General features: G+C 67.7%; 13 protein-coding genes. 9 read left to right on the top strand and 4 right to left on the bottom strand.

Annotated elements, in window-relative coordinates; genetic code table 11:
* The first annotated feature begins 76 nt into the window (after positions 1–76).
* Together CPBF1521_RS01615 and CPBF1521_RS01610 are read left to right on the top strand one after the other, a co-directional pair.
* The gene (locus CPBF1521_RS01615) at positions 77–2,560 is read left to right on the top strand and encodes a TonB-dependent receptor (protein ID WP_235858378.1); all 2,484 of its coding nucleotides are present in this window, start codon (positions 77–79) and stop codon (positions 2,558–2,560) included.
* 101 nt (positions 2,561–2,661) lie between these two features.
* A complete protein-coding gene (locus tag CPBF1521_RS01610) occupies positions 2,662–3,672 on the top strand; it encodes a phospholipase C/P1 nuclease family protein (RefSeq protein WP_115675695.1) in 1,011 nt (336 codons plus the stop codon).
* A 113-nt stretch (positions 3,673–3,785) separates the two neighbouring features.
* Here CPBF1521_RS01610 and CPBF1521_RS01605 read toward each other — a convergent pair whose 3' ends face one another.
* The gene (locus CPBF1521_RS01605) at positions 3,786–4,721 is read right to left on the bottom strand and encodes an alpha/beta fold hydrolase (RefSeq protein ID WP_115675694.1); all 936 of its coding nucleotides are present in this window, start codon (positions 4,719–4,721) and stop codon (positions 3,786–3,788) included.
* A gap of 89 nt (positions 4,722–4,810) precedes the next feature.
* Here CPBF1521_RS01605 and CPBF1521_RS01600 point away from each other — a divergent pair, with 89 nt between their 5' ends.
* Positions 4,811–5,239, top strand: coding sequence for a MerR family transcriptional regulator (locus CPBF1521_RS01600; RefSeq protein WP_115675693.1), 429 nt, complete (start codon positions 4,811–4,813; stop codon positions 5,237–5,239).
* A gap of 259 nt (positions 5,240–5,498) precedes the next feature.
* On the opposite strand, the gene CPBF1521_RS01595 is transcribed toward CPBF1521_RS01600, so the two are convergent.
* Positions 5,499–6,785: an MFS transporter gene (locus CPBF1521_RS01595; RefSeq protein ID WP_201798616.1), complete on the bottom strand. Its 1,287-nt coding sequence runs from the start codon at positions 6,783–6,785 to the stop codon at positions 5,499–5,501.
* A 96-nt stretch (positions 6,786–6,881) separates the two neighbouring features.
* Between CPBF1521_RS01595 and CPBF1521_RS01590 the strand changes: the two genes are divergently transcribed.
* Together CPBF1521_RS01590 and CPBF1521_RS01585 are read left to right on the top strand one after the other, a co-directional pair.
* Positions 6,882–7,769: a LysR family transcriptional regulator gene (locus tag CPBF1521_RS01590; protein WP_115675692.1), complete on the top strand. Its 888-nt coding sequence runs from the start codon at positions 6,882–6,884 to the stop codon at positions 7,767–7,769.
* A 411-nt stretch (positions 7,770–8,180) separates the two neighbouring features.
* Positions 8,181–8,849 (top strand): VOC family protein, encoded by a 669-nt coding sequence (locus CPBF1521_RS01585; protein WP_104649560.1) that lies wholly within the window; start codon positions 8,181–8,183, stop codon positions 8,847–8,849.
* An 18-nt stretch (positions 8,850–8,867) separates the two neighbouring features.
* Here the strand turns inward: CPBF1521_RS01585 and CPBF1521_RS01580 are convergent, their stop codons facing one another.
* Entirely contained in the window at positions 8,868–9,674 is an 807-nt protein-coding gene (locus CPBF1521_RS01580; protein WP_115675691.1) for a TatD family hydrolase, read from the bottom strand.
* 554 nt (positions 9,675–10,228) lie between these two features.
* The gene (locus CPBF1521_RS01575) at positions 10,229–11,146 is read right to left on the bottom strand and encodes a LysR family transcriptional regulator (RefSeq protein ID WP_115675690.1); all 918 of its coding nucleotides are present in this window, start codon (positions 11,144–11,146) and stop codon (positions 10,229–10,231) included.
* Positions 11,147–11,273: 127 nt separating this feature from the next.
* Here CPBF1521_RS01575 and CPBF1521_RS01570 point away from each other — a divergent pair, with 127 nt between their 5' ends.
* From CPBF1521_RS01570 to CPBF1521_RS01555, 4 genes are all read left to right on the top strand, one after another.
* Positions 11,274–12,326: an aromatic ring-hydroxylating oxygenase subunit alpha gene (locus tag CPBF1521_RS01570; RefSeq protein ID WP_115675689.1), complete on the top strand. Its 1,053-nt coding sequence runs from the start codon at positions 11,274–11,276 to the stop codon at positions 12,324–12,326.
* A gap of 17 nt (positions 12,327–12,343) precedes the next feature.
* Entirely contained in the window at positions 12,344–13,303 is a 960-nt protein-coding gene (locus CPBF1521_RS01565; RefSeq protein ID WP_115675688.1) for a PDR/VanB family oxidoreductase, read from the top strand.
* A 563-nt stretch (positions 13,304–13,866) separates the two neighbouring features.
* Entirely contained in the window at positions 13,867–15,438 is a 1,572-nt protein-coding gene (locus tag CPBF1521_RS01560; RefSeq protein ID WP_181901065.1) for an adenosine deaminase family protein, read from the top strand.
* A gap of 89 nt (positions 15,439–15,527) precedes the next feature.
* Positions 15,528–16,679 (top strand): nucleoside hydrolase, encoded by a 1,152-nt coding sequence (locus CPBF1521_RS01555; protein WP_115676471.1) that lies wholly within the window; start codon positions 15,528–15,530, stop codon positions 16,677–16,679.
* Positions 16,680–16,688: the final 9 nt, after the last annotated feature.

The following is a 16,688-nucleotide window of genomic DNA, read 5'->3' as shown; positions in this document are numbered from 1 at the left end:
GTGCAGCTCCCCCGCTGCCCCCATCCCTGCCATGCCCTATACCCACACCCGGACGCGCTCCGGAGTGCGTCGTGCCGTGTCGCGTCGTCCGCTCGTCGTCGCGCTGGCACTGACCCTGGCCACCCCCGCGCTCGCGCAGGAAGCCGCGCCCGCCACGCCTGCCACCCGCAAGGGCGAGGACGGCATCTTCTCGCTGGACCGGATGATCGTCACCGGCGCCGGCCAGGCCCAGAACCAGTTCGACGCCTCGTATGCGATCACCGCGCTGACCGCCGAGCAGATCGACAAGCTGGCCCCGCTCAACCTCGCCAGCCTGATCGGCTCGATGCCGGGCATCTATGCCGAATCCACCGGCGGCGAAGTGCAGAACGTCTACCGCATCCGCGGCATTCCCGACGAGGGCTCGTTTGCGGTGATCCAGGAAGACGGCATCAGCCCCTACCCGGACAACAACGGCTACTTCTACAAGACCGAAGGCCTGGTGCGCCCGGACCTGATGGTCGAATCGGTGGAGACCGTGCGCGGCGGGCCCTCGCCGATCTTCGCCTCCAATGCCGCGGCCATCGTCAACTTCGTCACCCGCCAGGGCGGCGACACGCCCGAAGGCGCAGTGCGCACCACTGTCGGCGACACCGGGCTGTACCGGCTCGACGGCTATTGGTCGGGCAAGCTGGCCGACGGCTGGTATCTGGCTGCCGGCGGCTTCGTGCGCCGCAACGACGGCTACCGCGACGTGGACTTTCCGGCCGACGAGGGCGGGCAGTTCCGCATGAACCTCACGCACACGCTGGACCACGGCAAGATCACCTTCACTGCCAAGCATCTGGACGACAAGAATGCGTTCTACATGCCGATCCCGCTGTACGACCCGCGCGACACCACGCGTTCGCTGGACCCGTTGATCGACCGCTTCACCGGCACCTTGAGCACTGCGCAACTGAAGCGCGCCAGCATCGTGTCCAGCGATGCCGACGGCGCGCCGCAGCGCGAATTGCGCGACCTGTCCGATGGCCGCCACATGAAATTCAACCATCTGGGCGCGAACCTGGACCTGGCCTTCGACAATGGCTGGAGCCTGTCCAACAAGGCCATCGTCAATCGCCTGGACATGACCTTCGACGCGCTGTATTCCAGCAATGCGCCGCAGGACGCCAGCGCGTATGCCAACAGCCGCCGCGCTGCCGCCAGCGCCGCGTTTCCCGGCCTGACATCGCTGGGCTACGTCTACACCGATGATGGCAGCCGCTTCGATCCGGCCAGCACCGACGGCCTGGTGATCCAGGGCCAGTACCGCGCCATGAACGTGCGTGCCGATTCGTTTGCCGACGACCTGCGCCTGCATCGCCGCTTCGACTGGGGCGGCGACACCCACGACATCACGTTGGGCGTGTACGGCGCCTACTACGCGCGTTCCTACAATTCGCGTTACCAGAGCTATCTGTTGGAGATGCGGCAGAACCCGCGCACCATCGACCTGCTCGGCTACGACGCGGCCGGCAACGTGGTCGGCGGCGTGACCAAGGACGGCGTGGTGATCTATGGCGCCGACCGCACTCAAGGCAAGGCCTACACCAGCATGCTGGCGCCCTACATCGCCGACACCTGGCAGGTGACCGACAAGCTGCGCCTGGAAGGCGGCGTGCGTCACGAGCGCTACCGCTACCGCGCCTGGAGCATGTTGCGCAGCACCGGCAACCTGGGCATGGCCGACACCCTGGCCGACGATGCCGCGCGCCTGTTCACCGGGGCCCGCGCGCACACCGCGCTGGACGTGGGCGTGACCAACTGGACCGCGGGTTTCAACTACGACATCAACCCGACGGTCGGCATCTATGGCCGCGCCTCGCGTGCGCACCGCGCGCCCAGCGAGGGCGCCAACGAAGGCAATGTCAACATCCCCACCGCCGACCAGTTCGAGCTCGGCACCAAGCTCAACTTCGACACCCTGGACGTGTTCGCCACCGCCTTCTACACCAAGTACGACCCATACAACATCGGCACCAGCGCGGTGAACCCGCAGACCGGCGCGGCCGAATCCAAGGACTACCGCGGCAGCGTCACCAACCCCGGCATCGAACTGGCAGCGGTGTGGACGCCGGCGCAGTGGCTGCGTTTGGATGCCAACCTGACCTACAACGACACCAAGGTGTCCGACCTGACCGAAGTGGTGGCCAATGGCGCAGTGGCCGTGGTCAACGTGGACGGCAACATGCCCAACCGCCAGCCAAAGCTGTACGGCAATGCGGGCCCGACGCTGTACTTCACCACCGGTGCGTTCGACTGGGAAACCTCGTTGCGCTATGCCTACGTCGGCAAGCGCTACGCCGACCTGGAGAACACCACCGAGCTGGCCGCCTACGACACCCTGGCGGCCAACATCCTGGTGCGCAACGGGCCGTGGGATGTGCAGCTGTCGGTCGACAACCTGACCAACACCTTTGCGCTGACCGAAGGCAACCCGCGCACCGACACCATCTCCGGCCAGGGCACGCGCGAACCGATCTACGGCCGCCCGATCTACGAGCGCAACTCGCGGCTGGTGGTGACTTACCACTTCTGAGTGCACCGACGTCCGGGGTGTCGCAGCCTCGCTACCAGCGCTCCACTTCCCGATCCATCGCCTGCAGCGTGGCGTACGCGCTGCAGGCCACAAGGACTGCCATGACACCTTCCCCTCTTGCCTGTGCGCTGCTGTTTGCGGCAGCGACCTGTTCCGGCAATGCCGCCGCCTGGGGCCACCGTGCACACGCGGCCATCGACAGCGCCGCCGTGCAGGCACTGCCCGACGACGGCCCGGTCTTCCTCAAACAATATGTGCAGGTGATTGCCGACGGCGCCACGCTGCCGGACGGCTGGCGCAGCGAGAGCGAGCCATTTCTCAAGATCGAAGAAGACCCCAACCACGGCTGGTTCCGCGAGCAGTTCGCCTTCATGCAACACCCGCCGCGCTCGCGTTACGCCTTCGTGCTGGCGCTGTATGACGAACAGCGGCGCATCGCCAGCAGCGACCCGCAACGGGCGCAGCGCATGAACGTACGCTGGGCCGGCACCTTGCCGTACGCGGCCACCGAAGGCTACCAACGCATCGTGGCGACCATGCGGCAACTCCGCGCGCTGCGTGCCAAGGGCCAGGACTCCCGCGAACTCGAACGCACCTGCGCGTTCTATGTCAGCTGGTTCGCGCACTACATCGGCGATGGCGCGCAGCCGCAGCACGACAGCATCCACCACGACGGCTGGCAGGGGCCGAACCCGAACGGCTACAGCACCGACCCGAAGGTGCACGGCAAGTTCGAGAGCGATTACGTGGACAAGATTGCGCTGACCCCGCAGGACCTGCTGCGCCGCATGCCGGCCCTGGCGCATCAGCAGGGCGATGTGTTCGAGCAGATCCTGGACTTTCTCGACGTGGGCACCGCCCGTGTCGAGCAGGTCTATCGCCTGGAAAAGGCCGGCGCGTTCGACGATGCCTCCAGCAGCGACGGCCGCGCGATGGTCTATCGCACTGCCGGCGATGGCGCGGCGATGCTGCGCGACCTGCTGGTGCGCGCCTGGCGCGAAAGCGCGCTGCAACCAGAAACATCCACGCTGCCGCGCAGCATGGACCCGAGCCATCCGCAGTACGACCCGGCCACCGGATCTGCACCTGCCGGCAGGTCGCCCACGCTGTAACCGCCGATGGCGACATGGGTATGCCGCCATCGGCGTGCCGACCTGCGCGGCGGCAACGGGCGCCGCGCAGGCAGCACAGCGCACCATACGGATCGCGCGTGCGTCACGCCGCGTCAGTGGGCGTTGGCGGCCTGTTCGACAAAGCGCAGCAGATCCTGATTGAAGCGCGGGCTGTCTTCCAGAAACGGGGCGTGCCCGGCGTCGGGATACAGCACGGTCTGCGCACGCGGCTGCAGCTGCCGCGCACGCGCCAGTGTCGGCGCGGTGGCCACCAGTGCATCGCCTGCGCCGTATAGCAGCAACACCGGCAGCTGCGTGCGTTGCAGGCCGGCAACGTCGATCGACATGCCCTGCACGGCACGCTGCATGTCCCACGAGGCCAGTGCCGCGTTGGCCAGCAAGGTCTCGAACACCGGCGCGGGCGGCTGGGTGGCAAAGCACAACCGCAGGAACTCCTGCACCGCCTGCAGATGCGTGCGCAGGTCGTCGGAGACCAGATCACGATAGACCGCCGGATGCGCGCCCAGCAGCTGCGCGCGCAGTTCGATCACGCCGTCGACATACACCACGCCGCCAAGACCTGCGTCGCCGTGGCGGGTGAGGTAGTTGGTGATCACCGCACCGCCCAGCGACCAACCGACCAGCACCGCATCGCGCGCGTTGGCGGTCTTCAACACGGCAGCCAGGTCGTCGGCCCAGAGCGCGCCATCCTGATACGCGGACGCTGCCGCCGGTTTGCCGGACAGCCCATGCCCGCGCAGGTCGTAGGTGATCAACCGATAGCCTTGCAGGCGCGGATCGGCCAGCTGCGCGTCCCAGTCGATGCGGCTACCGAGCAGGCCGTGCACAAACACGATTGCCGGGCCATCGACGGCGCCATGCTCCTGCACCGCTAGGGCCACGCCGTCGGGTGCGGTGACGGTGTAGCTGCGGGACGCAGGGATGGCCGCCGGGCCCGCCGCAGCCAAGGTCGAAGAGAGCAGCAGCAGGCAAGCCAGCACGTGGCGCATCGGCAACAGGCCAATGACAGGAAGCAAGCGAACAGGCATCGGGGTGAGCTCCAGACAATGGGAGCCAGCATCCTCGAGCCTCACACCAATGTGAGGGTCAAGCCTTGCGTGCGACGTATGCTGGGCGCATGGCTACCTCGTCCGAACCATCGCTGAGCATTGGCGCACTGGCGCTGCAGACCGGCGCCAGCGTGCGCTCGCTTCGTCACTACGACGCGCATGGACTGCTGACGTCCTCGCGCAGCGCCAATGGCTACCGGGTGTTCCCCGGGTCCTGCGTTGCACAGGTGCGGCAGATCCAGCGGCTGATCGCCACCGGCTTCAGCCTGGACGACATTCGCGGCTTTCCTGATTGCATGCGCCTGGTGGAAGGCGCGCAGATGTGCCCGGAAACCGCGCAGGCGCATCGGGCACGCCTGCAGCTGATCGAGCGCCAGCTGGCCGACCTGGAGCGGCGACGTGCGCGCCTGCTGGAAACCCTTGCACAAGGGGCGGCGCAGACCACGTATGCACCCTCTCCTGCAACACAGCGCAAAGGCCGCAAGCCCGCTCCCTAGCCGCGCATCGACGCGTGCGCGGCAGTTTTTTTCACAGACGCGGCCGCCCACACCAAGGCATCACAGCTCGCGCCCGGATGCGGCTCGCACCACAAGCGCTGCCACCGGCAACCGCGCGCGCAAGCTTTTACGAATCACGAATCACGAATCCCGAATCCACCAAGCCAACCACCCGCATGCCGGGCACGCCCATGCTACGCGCAGCTGGCGTCCATATCGGCCTCGGTGGTTCCCGGATGCTCGCGCCGGGCGCTCCGCATCACTCGCCGCGTGCGGGATGCGGCGCAAAGCGCCCGTACGGCCGCGCGTCGTCGGCGCGCTGGCGCAGCACGTAGGCCGCCGCGAAGGCGAGCGCCAGCAAGGTCAGGCACATGCCGACCAGGGCGCCCCAGCCACCGTGCTGCCAGAACCAGCCGCCGAGCGCGCCGATCACGCTGGAGCCGGCGTAGTACGCCAGCAGATACAGCGATGCGGCATGGCTGCGGTGCGCACCGCCGAGCCGGCTCACCCACGCGCTGGCGGCCGAATGCGCAATGAAGAAGCCGATCGTCAGCAGCACGATGCCGGCCACCACCAGCGCCAGCACATGCGCCAGGGTCAGTGCCACGCCGAGCACGCACAGCACGATACCGGTGCTGACCACCGGGCCGCGCCCGAAGCGATCCGACGCCGCGCCGGCCACCGACGAACTGACGATACCGAACACATAGGCGCTGAAGATCATGCCGATCTGGCTCTGGCTCAGGCCGAATTCCGGCCCGCCCAACCGGAAGCCGGCGTAGTTGTAGAGGCACACGAACACCCCCATCAGCAGGAACGGCAGCGCGAACAGGAACGGCAGGTTGCGGTCGCGCAGATGCCCGGCCCAGGCGCGCAGATGGAAGCGCAGATTGATGCCGTGCCGGCGCACGAAGTTGCGCGACGGCGGCAGCAACCAGAAGAATGCCAACGCACACAGCAGGTCGAACACGCTCAACATCGCCAGTGCAGTGCGCCAGTCGTAGTGATCGGTCAGCACGCTCATCACGATGCGTCCGCTCATGCCGCCAAAGGCATTGCCGGCCACATACAGACCGGTGGCCGCGCCCATCTTGTTGGCCGGCAGCTCTTCGCCCAGGTACACCATCGCCACCGCCGGCACCCCGCCCAGCGCGATACCGGACAAGGTGCGCACCAGCACGAGCGCGCCCCAGTGCGGCAGAAACGCGGCGAGCAGGTTGAGCAGCGCGGCCAGCGCGATCGACACGAACATCAGCCCGCGCCGGCCCAGGTTCTCTGACACCGCGCCGGCGCAGAAGATCGCCAGGGCCAGCGCGCCGGTGGCCAGCGACAACGGCAGCGAGGCGGTGGCCGCGTCCACGCCGAAGGCGCGCGCAAACTCGGGCAGCACCGGCTGCACGCTGTACAGCAGCGAGAAGGTGGCAAAGCCGGCCAGGAACAAGGCCAGCCGGATGCGGCCGCTGGCGGGCGCGTCGGCGGCGGGTGCGTCGGCAAGGCCGGCGTGCGTGCCCGGCGAGCTGCCGGCGCGGCGATCAGGAGAGGACACGGGCGCAGCATCGAGACAGGGACGGCGAGTATTCGCCCGCTACGACCCCCTGTCCAATATATGATGCTGGCAGTTGCCATATGCAGGACAGATAGCATGGAACTTCGCCACTTGCGCTATTTCCTGGCCGTCGCCGAAGAGGGCAACTTCACCCGGGCCGCAGCGCGGGTGGGGATCGGCCAGCCGCCGTTGAGCCAGCAGATCCAGGCGCTGGAACGCGATCTGGGCACGCCGCTGTTCCGGCGCACCCACAGCGGCGCCGAGCTGACCCCGGCCGGCGAGGCCTTCCTGGTCGAGGTGCGCCGCGTGCTCGCCGACGTGGAGCGCGCCGCAGAAACCGCGCGGCGGGTGGCGCGTGGCGAATCCGGCCGGCTGCGCCTGGGCTTCACCGCCTCGGCCGCGTTCAATCCGGTGGTGCCGCATCTGATCCGCGACTTTCGCCGGCAATGGCCGCGGGTGGAGCTGTTGCTGGAAGAAACCAATACCGCCGGGCTGCTGGTGGCCCTGGCCGAAGGCCGCCTGGACGCGGCCTTCGTGCGCTACGGCCTGAGCACGCCGCCCGACCTGCAACTGCTGCGCTTTGCCGACGAGCCGATGAAGATCGCCGTGCCCACCGCGCATCGGCTGGCCGCCCGCAACAGCGCGCCGTTGGCGGCGCTGGCGGGCGAGCCGTTCATCCTGTTCCCGCGCAGCTTCGGTTCCAGCCTGTACGACGAGATCCTCGCCGCCTGCCGGCAATCCGGCGTGACCTTGCGCATCACCCAGGAAGCGCCGCAGATGTCGTCCATCGTCAATCTGGTCGCCGCCGAACTGGGCGTGTCGGTGGTGCCCGCCTCCACCGCCCAGCTGCAACTGCCCGGCGTGCGCTATCTGGAGATCGAAGGCCAGATGCCGCTGGCCAGGCTCGCGCTGGCGGTGTCGCCGGGCGCCCTGGACACCGCGCCGCTGGTCCGGCATCTGTGGGCGCTGGCGGAAGTGCTTTAAGCGAGGTTGCGTTGCGCCAATAACAGCGAACGCACCGCGGCTGTTGTAGGAGCGCACCTAGGCGCGATGTGGCTGTCCCGGAAACGCCCTCGCGCACGAGTGCGCTCCTACACGCAGGCAGGCTTACGTTGCTGGGTCGCGTTCCTCACCACCGGCTCTAGCGCTGGCTTTTTTGAGCCGACATCTGACTAACACACCCTGTCAGCCACACAAGCGACCGCTGATCTTGTAGAAGTGCGCATGCGCACGATGCGGCTGGCCTGCAGACATCATCGCGACTGAAGCCTCTGCCATAGACATCACGCGCCTCGCTATCGCTGGCAGATGCTCTACAGAATTCGAACACATGGCTTGACCTCAACCGCGATTGAGGTCGTTCAATGCCCGCTTCTTCCACCACCTGCGCCTGCCATGCATCTTCGTCACCTGTTGCTGCCCTGCCTCGACCCCGACCTCAGCCTGCGCTTCTATCGCGACGTGCTGCAGCTGCCGCAACACGGCAACAGCGTTCGCATCGGCTGGAGCACGCTGGAATGTGTGCAGGCGCAGCAGCCGGTGGGCAGTGTGCATCTGGCGTTCAACGTGGCGCCCTCGCGCTTCGACGCCGCTGCGCAGTGGATCGGCGCGCGCAGCAACCTGCTTGCCGATCCACACGGCCGCCGGGAGTTTCGACTGGATGGCGTATGGCAATCGCACTCGGTGTATTTCGCCGGCCCCGATGGCGCGGTGCTGGAGTTGATCGCGCGCCAGGCCGTGCAGGACGTGGTCACCGGCGACGGCGCGTTCCACGGCGAAGAACTGCTGTGCCTGAGCGAGATCGGGCTGCCCAGCAACGATGTCGCGGTGGTGACCAGCAGCGTCGCCCATCACTTCGGCGTGCGGCCATTTGCGCCGGCGGTCGAGGGCTTTGCCGCGCTGGGCGACGATGATGGCTTGTTGATCGTGGTCGATCAGGCACGCCGCTGGTTTCCGCAGCAACGGCAGCTACCGTGGGCCAGCGGTGTGCGGGTCAGCGTGGATGCACCGCAACCGGGGCTGCGCCTGCGCGATGCGCAGGGCTGGGAGTTGCTGGCGGCGTGATTGCCCACGCCGCGCACGTCATGCCGCGGCTGCAGGCGCGGGCAGACGGAAGAATGCCCGCGCGGCGGCCGTGCTGTTGGCCGCGGTCAGCGCCACGTCCTCGCCACGATCGCGCGCGAGTTCTTCGACGATATGCGACAGGAACCTTGGCTCGTTGCGGCGGTCCTTGGGCATCGGCTTGAGCGTGCGCGGCAGCAGGTAGGGCGCATCGGTCTCGATCATCAACCGGTTGGCCGGGATATTGCGCACCAGCTCGCGCAGATGCGCACCGCGCCGCTCGTCGCACAGCCAGCCGGTGATGCCGATGTAGTAATCGCGGTCCAGGTAGTCGAACAGTTCTTCGCGGGTGCCGGTGAAGCAATGCACCACGGCCGGGCCCAGGCGGCCATCGAAGCTGCGCATGATCGACAGGAAATCGTCGTGCGCCTCGCGCTGGTGCAGGAACAGCGGCTTGCCGTTGTCGGCGGCCAATTGCAGCTGGCGCTCGAAGGCCTTGTGCTGCGCCGGGCGCGGGGCGAAATCGCGGAAATAATCCAGCCCGCATTCGCCCACCGCCACCACCTGCGGATGCGCCTGCAGCGTGCGCATTTCGGCCTCGCATTCGGCGGTGAATTCCACTGCGTGGTGCGGGTGCACACCGGCGGTGGCGTAGAGGAATCCGGGGTGCTGCTGGGCCAGCTGCAAGGCCAGCGGCGAATGTTCCCGGCTGGCGCCAGTGATCACCAGCTGCGCAACGCCTGCCTCGCGTGCGCGTTGCAGCACTGCGTCGCGGTCGCGGTCGAAGGAGTCGTGGGTGAGGTTGGCGCCGATATCGATCAACTGCATGCTGCGGTGTCGCCTGAAAGAGCAGATGTGATTGTACTGGGTGGACGTTGCCCTCATCCGCCCTGCGGGCACCTTCTCCCGCAAGCGGGAGAAGGGAGACGCACTGCGTCAGCTGCGTGTTATCGGCGGTGCCTGCATGCGAGTGGCACCTCATCCGCCCTGCGGACACCTTCCCCCGCAGGCGGGAGAAGGGAAACACACGGCGTCAGCTGCGTGTATCGGCGGTGCCTGCATGCGAGTGGCAGTACCGGTATGCCCTCATCCGCCCTGCGGGCACCTTCTCCCGCAGGCGGGAGAAGGGAGACACACGGCGCGAGCTGCGTGTATCGGCGGTGCCTGCATGCGAATGGCAGTACCGGTATGCCCTCATCCGCCCTGCGGGCACCTTCTCCCGCAAGCGGGAGAAGGGAAACGCGCTGCGCGAGCTGCGTGTATCGGCGTACCTGCATGCGAGTGGCAGTACCTGCATGCCATCGGCCTGCACGAACGCACGGCCTTTCCCCTCTCCCGCCTGCGGGAGAGGGGCAGGGGTGAGGGCCGCTTGCGCAGCACACTCACCCCACCACCGGCACCACCATCGCATCGATCTTCGCCGCCAGCGCCTGGATCGCCAGCTGCGCCGAGCGCGAGAGTTGCCGCTGCGGGGCCACGCACAGCGCCAGCGTCATCGGCTTGGTCAGGTGGCGGCGGAACGGCACGAACGCCAGCCGGCCGTCGGCCACATCCGGTGCGGCATCCAGCCACGACATCAGGCCCACGCCGGCACCGGCGCGCACCAGCCCGCGCAAGGTGCGCACGTCGTTGCAGTGGGTCAGCCGCTTCACGTCGATGTGCTGGCGCTGGTACAGCACCTTGGCATGCTCGCCGACGATCAACGGCGCGGCCGGCAGCAGCAGGCGGTGTTCCAGCGTCTCGCTCAGCTGCAGCTCGGTGCGGGTGCTGAGCGGGTGGCCGACCGGCATCGCGATGCCCAGCGGGATGTCGGCAAAGGCGCGCACTTCCAGGTCCACACTGCTCACCGGGTCCAGCAGCAGGCCGATGTCCACATCGGCCGAGGTCACCATTTCCATCACCCGCTGGTTGCGCGCGGTGGACAGGTTGAAGGTGATGCCGGGGTACTCCTGCACCAGCGCCGCCACCGCCTCCGGCACCACGCCCTCGCTGAGCGCGTCGATCATGGCGATCTCCACATGCCCGCGGCGCAGCCCCTTGAGCTCGTCGAAGCGCTCCAGGGTGCGGGCGTAGGCCTTCTCCCAGCCGCGCACGTCCACCAGCAGCAGCTCGCCGGCGGCGGTCAGCCGCAGCCGCCCGGGCAGGCGCTCGAACAGCTGCGCGCCCAGCTCTTCCTCGGCCTTGAGGATCTGCCGGTCGATCGCCGAGGCCGACACGTGCAGCACCTCCGAGGCCTTGCGGATGCTGCCGCAGCGGGCCACCTCGATGAAGTAACGGGTGAAGCGGGAAAAGGTCAGCATGCGGCGGGGCCCGGTTGGTGTTGCATTTTTTGCAATGGCTTGGCTGAAAATCGATGTTTGATAACACACCCCCGGCTTCCTAGAGTCAATCCGGCACCGCTCCCGCCCTCCGCCAGAGACTGGACCCATGGATGTCGCCGTCCCCGCCCTGCCGCTGCACTGCACCTTCGCCGCCGCCGATTGGCAACGCCTGGCCCAGCACTGGCACGCGGTGGCGCTGAGCAGCGAGGTGGGCGAGGCGCCATTCAAGGCCACCCTGCTGGACGAGCCGCTGGTGCTGTACCGGCTGGGCGAGGAGCTGGTGGCCGCGCGCGATGTCTGCCCGCACCGCGGCGTGCCGCTAAGCATGGGCACCGCCGATGGCGGCGGCGTGGTCTGCGCCTATCACGGGCTGCGCTTCGGCGCGGGCGGGCGCTGCAACCACATCCCGGCCAGCCCCAATCAGAACATCCCGGCCAAGATGCGCCTGCACACCTATGCGGTGGCCGAGCGCTATGGCTTGATCTGGGTCTGCCTGGCCAAACCGGCCGGCGTCAGCGAGGCCGAGGTGCAGATCCCGCCAATGCCGGGCTGGGACGAGGAGGGTTTCCAGCAGATCGTCTGCCCGGCGTTCGATATCGGCGGCAGTGCCGCGCGCCAGCTGGAAGGCTTCATCGACGTGGCGCATTTCGCCTTCGTGCACACCGCCACCTTTGCCCAGCCGGACAAGCGCGAGGTGCCGGCCTACACCACCACCGAAACGCCGACCGGCTTCAATGCCGACTATCTGAGCTCGGTGGCCAATTATTCGGTGGACATGCCGCTGCCGGACGTGGACCCCGACTTCCAGTGGCTACGCCATTTCGAGGTGCACCTGCCGTTCACCGCCACCCTCACCATCCACTTCCCGGTGCCGGGCAAGCGGCTGGTGATCATGAACGCGGCCAGCCCGGTGTCCAAGCACAAGACGCGCCTGCTGGTGCCGATTGCGCGCAACTTCGACACCCATCTGCCGGTGGAGGACGTGCACGCCTTCAACCTGCGCGTGTTCGAGGAAGACCGCGCCATGGTCGAGGCGCAGCGCCCCGAATACCTGCCGCTGGACCCGCTGCTGGAAGTGCATATCCCGGCCGACCGCAGTTCCATCGCCTATCGCCGTGGCCTGCGCAGCCAGGGCTATAGCGACTTTTTCCTGCGCTGAAAGCCGAGGAGCACGCCATGCAGTTGCACGAGGTGCGCGTTGCCGAGGTCGTCGACCAGGGCCATCGCCAACGCGCAATCCGGCTGGAGCCGGTCGGCGCGCAATTGCCGGCCTTCGAGGCCGGCGCGCATGTGGATTTGCATCTGCCCGACGGCATGATCCGCCAGTATTCGATCGCCAGCGCGCCGCATGTGCGCGACCACTATCTGCTGTGCGTGAAGCTGGCCGACGCTTCGCGCGGTGGCTCGCGGCATCTGTGCGAGCAGCTGAGCACCGGCGACCGCCTGCGCATCTCCACACCGCGCAACCTGTTTCCCCTGCATCCGGGAGAGCGCCACGTCCTGCTGGCCGCCGGCATCGGCATTACCCCGCTGCTGTCGATGGCCGAAGCGCTGGAAGCGCGTGGCGAGCCCTTCGTGCTGCATTACTACGCGCGCCGGCACGCCGACGTGGCGTTCGGGCAGCGGCTGCAGCAGGGCTTCACGCACGGCCAGGTGCAGGTGCATCTGAGCGACGGCGGCGAAAGCCCGCGCGTGCATGTGCCCGACGAACTGGCACAGGCACGTGCGCGCGACCAGCTGTACCTGTGCGGGCCGGCCGCCTTCATGGACCATTTCACGGCGCTCGCCAAGGCGCACGGCTGGACGTCCGAGCAACTGCACCGCGAACACTTCGCCGCCGCCGCACCCGGCCTGGCCCACGATGCCGACAGCGCCTTCGAAGTGGAGCTGGCCGCCAGCGGCCGCGTGGTGCAGGTGCCGGCCGAGTGCAGCATCGCCAGCGCGCTGCTGGATGCCGGCATCGAGGTACCGCTGTCCTGCGAGCAAGGCATGTGCGGCGCCTGCCTGACCGGCGTGATTGCCGGAACGCCCGACCACCGCGACAGTGTGCTCAGCGACAGCGAGCACGCACAGAACCGGCAGATCACGCTGTGCTGTTCGCGTAGCCGCACGCCGCGGCTGGTGCTGGATCTTTGAAGGTGCCTGTCTGTCGTGACTGCCTCAGCAGTGACATTGCCACCACGGCTGTGCACGCGTGACGACTGCACTGACCGATGCAGCCGGCGACCACGGCGCATGACAACCCGCGATGCCGATGGGCCCGACACGCTGCCCAGCGTCGCGAGGGCACTGTGTCCGTCCGGGACAGCAATGCAGTGCGCACCGCGCAGGCTCCCGCGCGTATCGTATGCCCGACGTCGGAGAGCGCTCCATCCACGCAACGCGATTGTTTGCAATCGCCGCTGTGCGTGTCACGCCAACTATGCGGACGCGCAGCATGCAATGCAGCGCGTCCGCAAGCCGCAGCGCTGGAAGCCAGGCTCCGCATCTGGCGGGCGACATGCGCAGCTACTCACGCGTTACGTCATGCAACGCGTAGGTGTCTTGCAGCCTCACCCGTGCAACGTGCGCCCGGCGTGATCTCTCGTGCCAACCTAAACCACCTCAACCGCTGGCCGTCCACCGCGCTGCAAGGCATGCTTTGCGTCTACCGGCGGCGTGATTGCGCCATTGTTTTTTCTTTCCGAGTTCTCCAACGCATGTCCATCGTTCATCGCAGCCTGCTTTTGGCGTTATGCGTCCTGTTGCCCACCGCTGCGCAGGCACGCAACCAAGCCTTGCCTGCACAGCAACGCGAGCAGCAGGTGGCGCAGCTGTTGCGCACCGCCGCCGATCACCCTGCACAACTGCGTGCCTGGCTGCAGGCGATGCCCAAGGGCGGCGACCTGCACAATCATCTGTCCGGCTCGGTGCATGCCGAGGACTACCTGCAGTGGGCCAGCGACGATGGCGCCTGCGTGCAACTGGACGAGCTGAGCCTGCGCGCGCCGCCGTGCGCCAAGGGCCAGGAGCCCGCACGCGACCTGGCCACGCGCAATGCCGCGCTGTATGGCCAGCTGGTGGATGCCCTGTCGATGCGCAAGTTCCTGCCCAGCCCGTCGCAGCCCACCGGACACGACCAGTTCTTCAGCACCTTCGGCAAGTTCGACGCGGTGGTGCGCATGCGCGTTGCCGACACCGTGGCCGCGGTGCTGGAACAGGCCGCGCGCGACCGCGTGCCGTATGTGGAAATCATCGCCAACCCGCCACAGATGGACCAGGCGGCAACACAGATGCAGTCCCTGCCCTGGCAGGGCGACGACGACGCGGCCAACCTGCGCGCCCTGCAGGATGCCTTGCCGCCCCTGGTGCAGGCCGCACAAGCCGCGCTTGCCGACACCGACGCGCAGGTGCGCCGTGTGCTGCACTGCGACCAGCCCACTGCGCGTCCCGGCTGCCAGGTGACGTACCGCTACGTGCCTTATGTGCTGCGCGTGTTGCCGCAGCCGATGGTGTTCGGGCAGATGGCGCTGGCGCACGCGCTGATCGCCGCCGGCGGCAGCCGCGCGGTGGCGCTGAACATCGTCGCGCCCGAAGACAACCCGGTGGCGCTGGCCGATTACACCCGCCACATGGCGATGTTCCGCTTCTTCGCCGCGCGCTATCCCGACGTGCCGCTGTCCCTGCATGCCGGCGAGCTGGCACTGGGCCTAGTGCCGCCGGCGCAACTGCGCTCGCACATCCGCCAGGCGGTGGATGTCGGTGCACGCCGCATCGGGCACGGCGTGGACCTGCCCTACGAAGACGACGTCGATGGACTGCTGCAGCGCATGCGCGACCAACAGGTTGCGGTAGAGATCAACCTCACCAGCAACGATGTGATCCTTGGCGTCAAAGGCGCCGCGCATCCGCTGGCGATGTATCTGCGCGCCGGTGTGCCGGTGGTGCTGTCCACCGACGATGCCGGCGTCTCCCGCGCGGACATGACCCATGAGTATCAACGCGCGATGCAGGAACAAGGCATCGATTACCCCACGCTCAAGCAGCTGGCCCGCAACGGCCTGACCTACAGCTTCCTGCCGGGCGCCAGCCTGTGGGATGCCGACGGTAACGCTGCGCAGGCCTGCGCCACCGCGTTGCAGCGCGACACCGATGATACTGCCTGTCGAGCATTCCGCCAGGGCAGCGAGAAGGCTCGGCTGCAATGGCAGCTGGAAACCGACCTGGCCCAGTACGAACGCACGCTGTTGCATGTAGGAGCGCGCCCGAGCGCGAACGGGCTTTCCCGGTAACGCCACATCGCGCGCAGGCACGCTCCTGCCAACGCGCCTTCCGATCCATCGCCGCTGCAATGCATCCCACCTTCCACGACAAAAACGCAATGACTCACCCGCACACCCCCTCCTCCAAACGCCGCGTCATTCTCGAAGACGACATCGATGGCTTCACGCCTGCGCAGCTGCTGCTGTTGCAGTCGCCCGAGGTCGAGGTGCTGGGCATCAGCGCGGTCAGCGGCAACATCTGGCGCGACGAGGTGCTGGCGCATACCTGCCGCCTGCTGGAACTGGCCGGTCATGCCGACATCCCCGTGCTGCCCGGCCCGGTGCATCCGCTGCTCAACAGCGAGCTGGCCACCGAGCGCTGGGAAGCGCTCTACGGCAAGCTGGTCTGGAAAGGGGCATGGACCAGGCACTGGGTGGACGGCGACACCGTGCAGAGCGCGCCGCGCTATCACGCCCACGACGTGGTGCCGGAGCTGGCACTGGGCAATCCCAGCGTGGTGCGCGCGCGTGAGGAGCCAGCCGCGTTGTTCATGCTGCGCATGGTGCGCCAGTATCCGGGCGAGGTGAGCATCATTGCCACCGGCCCGTTGACCAACCTGGCACTCGCGCAATCGCTGGATCCGGCCTTCGCCACGCTGGCGCGCGAGCTGGTCTACATGGGCGGCAGCCTCAACCCGCGGCAGCAACGCAACAGCATCAGCGCGCAGCAGTTCGCACGCGAGTTCGTCAACTCGCCACGCCGCGAATTCAATATCCGCTGGGATCCGGAAGCGGCCAGCATCGTCATGCGCGCCCCCTGGCGCAAGATCACCATGGTGCCGGTGGACCCATCGACCGCAACCGAACTCACGCCCGACCTGCTTGCGCGCATGAGCGCTGCCGATACCAGCATCGGCCACGCATTGCGGCGCCGCGAACCGGGCTTTCCGATGTGGGACGAGCTGGCCACCGCGGTATGGCTGCGCCCGGAGCTGGCGACACGGACCGAAACGCTCTATGTCGATACCAACACCGCCTTCGATGCAGGCTACGGCGACATCCTGTCGTGGGCACCTGGGTATCAACCGGGGCTGGGCGAGCAGGCGCAGACGGTGGTGCACGCGGTGGATGTACCGGCGTTCGAGCAATTGCTGGTCGACCACCTCACTGCGCCGCAACCACCGGCAGTCGGCTTGCCGCTCCCCAGTCTCCCCTCGGGAGAAGATGCCCGAGGCGCGGATGAGGCTGCGCCCCCGAGCCGTGGCGATTGACTGGCAATG

The sequence above is a fragment of the Xanthomonas euroxanthea genome, assembly GCF_900476395.1.
GTDB classification, from domain to species: domain Bacteria; phylum Pseudomonadota; class Gammaproteobacteria; order Xanthomonadales; family Xanthomonadaceae; genus Xanthomonas; species Xanthomonas euroxanthea.
This window is presented reverse-complemented; position numbering and strand designations above follow the sequence as displayed.